This window comes from Frankia sp. CcWB2 (assembly GCF_977927585.1).
On the sequence record NZ_CDWRCM010000238.1, the window covers coordinates 3,544 to 6,752 of the forward strand.

The following is a 3,209-nucleotide window of genomic DNA, read 5'->3' on the forward strand; positions in this document are numbered from 1 at the left end:
GAAGTTTACGGCTTGTTTCGGGATGATGTCGTGTCAACCGCGCCGGCTCGGTGCGCAACTGGAATAAGGACCGGGCGGGACGACCGGGCGGGCTTCCACCGGCAACCTCGCCGCGCCGCACGGGAAGCCGCGTGTAACGGAGGGTGTTCGGATGGCCGACGGGACGACCGTGGCGGGATTCACCGTCGTGATAGCAGGCACTTCGTTACTATCGGTAAGGACGCGCGCGTTCTATCGGCGGGACGAGCTCCCCTCGCCGGAAGGGTGGGCGCTCGCAGGGCGCCCGTTCGGTGGCGTTCTGACCTGGTTCCTGCTCGGCGGTGCGATCTACACCGCATATACCTTCGCCGCGGTGCCCGGCCTCGTCTACGGGGTGGGCGCTCTCGGCTTCTTCGCGCTGCCCTATACGATCATCGTCTATCCGCTAGCCTTCGTGCTCCTCCCACGTCTGGCGGAGACGGCTCGGCGCCACGGCTACGTCACGGTGGACGACTACGTGCGGGAACGCCACCGGTCGCCGCTGCTCGCGCTCGCCGTGGCGCTGACCGGAATCGTGGCCACCACGCCGTACATCGCGCTGCAGTTGGTCGGCGTCCGCGCGGTGCTCGTTGCCGGCGGCCTCATCCCGCCTGGGCTGCCCGGCGACCTGGTGCTGGCCTCGGTGTTCGGGGTGCTCGCCGTCGCGACCTATCACAGCGGCATCCGCGCTCCGGCACTCGTCTCGGTCGCCAAAGGAATTCTGATCTTCCTGGCGGTCTTCGCCGTGGTCGGACTCGTCCTAGCCAGGCTCGGCGGACCCGGCGAGATCTTTGCTGCGGCACGGCGGAACATAGCCGCGGACGGCTTGCCGGATCCGTCACTCACGCTGGAGCCGTCGACGTTCGCCGCGTTCGCGAGCCTCGTGCTCGGCTCGGCGATGGCCCTGCTGGTGTACCCACACGTGCTCACCGCCGCCTTCGCGGCGAAGAACCCCGACGTCCTGCGCCGCTCGGCGGTCACCCTGCCGGCCTGCTCGGACTCTTCGGGCTGCTCGGCGTTGCCGCCTTGGCCGCGGGGGTACGCGCACCCCGCGGGCAGGCCGAAGCAGCTGTCCCGCTGCTCGTCCAGCAGCTGGCCCCGCCGGTTGCCACCGGCGTCGTCTTCGGCGCGCTCGTTGTCGCGGCGCTCGTCCCCGCGGCCGTGATGTCGGTGGCGGTCGCTATGCTCTTCGTCCGCAACGTATACGTCGAGTATTTTCACCCCACGGCCACCCCCAAGCATCAGGTCCGGGTGGCCCGCGGTGCCTCGCTGGTGACAAAGATCGGGGCATTCGCCTTCGTGCTCGGTCTGCACGACCAGGATGCCATCGATCTGCAGCTGCTGGGCGGGGTCTGGATACTCCAGACCTTCCCGGCGGTCGGGATCGTCCTGTTCTCCACCTGGCTGCATCGCGGTGCGCTGCTCGCCGGATGGGCGGTAGGAATGGCGGCGGGAACCTGCCTGGTAACCTCCGGCGAATTCTCCGCGGTGGTGAACCTGCACCTGTTCGGGGCGTCCGTGCCGCTGTACACGGCGCTCCTCGCGCTCGGGCTGAATCTGGCGGTCGCCACCGCGCTCACCCCGGTCCTTCACCGCGTCGGCGTGGCCCGAAGCAGCCGGATATCCCAGGTGGACCGACTCCCCCGGCCGGACGCGCCGGGATGGCGGTGAGGGGACGTAATGAAGTAACAAATACGTGATCGAGAGCATCATCGCAGGTCACAGGCCTGTGGAGGGTTCGAAACGCGCAAGTTATTTCATTTCGACTCCTGAGCGGCGGTGCAGGGCATCCTCAAAGATCCAGCAGCCGTCACTGCCGGCGACGCCGCTACTCTGCTGCCGGCCGGGGAGATCCAGGTGAATCTTCACGATCTTGATCGGGAGACCGCCCTCACGCGACTCTTCAATACCCACTACGTCTCATTGGTACGACTGGCCGCCCTCCTCGGCGCGGACGACCCGGAGGATATCGCCGCGCAGGCGTTCTACGAGCTCTACCGGCGCTGGCGAAAACTGCGGGACTCGACCGCCACCCTGCCGTATCTACGTAGCATAGTCTGCAATCTCACCCGAATGCGACTACGCCATCTCCAGGTCGTCCGAAAACATCTGGAATGGCCATCAGGCCAGGTAGAATCGGCGGAGACGCAATCGCTGCTGCGACACGAACAGCGAGCTGTAGTCGTCGCGTTACAGCGGCTTTCGCCGCGCCAGCGGGAGGCCCTGGTACTGCGGCACTGGCTCGGCCTGAAGGAATCCGAGATAGCCGCGGTCATGGGGATTTCCTGCGGCGCAGTGAAATCCCCATGCGGCCCGGGGAATGGCGGCGCTGTCCCGCGCGATGGAGTCCCAGACATGACGTATCACACCGGGCCGCTCAACGACACCGAACGACGGCTGCGCGACGCCCTGGACGCTCTCGCCGACGGCGTGCCCGTGTCGCCCGACGCCTACCGGCGGGCGCGGGCCACCTGGCGCCGCCGCGAGCGCCGCAGGCGGCTCATCCTCGCCGTCGTCATCGCGGTGGTCTTCACCTTCGCGAACCTGGTCGGCCTGTGGGCGCTCAACCACTGACCGGTGTGGACGTCGCCCGACCGCAGGCTGTGACACACCCGCGTCGCTCCACCTTGTGAATCCTCGCAAGCACGCTTACGCCACACCTCTCCCCTTGACGTGCGCTACTGTGGTGCTCACGGTGTTAAGTGAACAATAGCTAGCCCATGGAGCGATGATGAGCGGTCGGGTGATGGTGGCGGGCGTCGGCATGGTGCCGTTCGCGACGCCGAGCAGGAGCGACAGCTACGACGTGCTGGCCGAGGGGGCGGTCAGGGCGGCGTTGGCCGATGCTGGGATCGACCTGGCTGCGGTCCAACAGGCGTACGCCGGCTATGTGTACGGCGACTCGACGAGCGGGCAGAAGGCGCTGTACCGGGTGGGGATGACCGGGGCGCCGGTGGTGAACGTGAACAACAACTGCTCGAGTGGGTCGTCGGCGCTGTTCCTGGCGCGGCAGGCGGTGGCTTCCGGGGCGGCGGACTGCGTGCTGGCGTTCGGGTTCGAGCAGATGCGGCGCGGCGCGCTGACGATGCAGTGGGACGACCGGCCCAACGCCTTCGGGCGGTTCGACGAAGTGGTCACCAAGGTGCAGGGCGAGGTCGAGGGGGTGCCGTTCGCACCGCGGTACTTCGGCT

General features: G+C 67.7%; 4 protein-coding genes. All 4 read left to right on the forward strand.

The annotated features are described in order from the left end of the window. The first annotated feature begins 151 nt into the window (after window positions 1-151). Window positions 152-1,183: a sodium:solute symporter family protein gene (locus ACY45C_RS19235; RefSeq protein WP_462188967.1), complete on the forward strand. Its 1,032-nt coding sequence runs from the start codon at window positions 152-154 to the stop codon at window positions 1,181-1,183. A gap of 17 nt (window positions 1,184-1,200) precedes the next feature. After that, window positions 1,201-1,689, forward strand: coding sequence for a hypothetical protein (locus ACY45C_RS19240; protein ID WP_462188968.1), 489 nt, complete (start codon window positions 1,201-1,203; stop codon window positions 1,687-1,689). A 108-nt stretch (window positions 1,690-1,797) separates the two neighbouring features. Next, window positions 1,798-2,592 (forward strand): RNA polymerase sigma factor, encoded by a 795-nt coding sequence (locus tag ACY45C_RS19245; RefSeq protein WP_462188969.1) that lies wholly within the window; start codon window positions 1,798-1,800, stop codon window positions 2,590-2,592. A gap of 157 nt (window positions 2,593-2,749) precedes the next feature. Beyond that, the coding region (locus tag ACY45C_RS19250) for a thiolase family protein (protein ID WP_462188970.1) at window positions 2,750-3,209 on the forward strand (460 nt) is incomplete at its 3' end.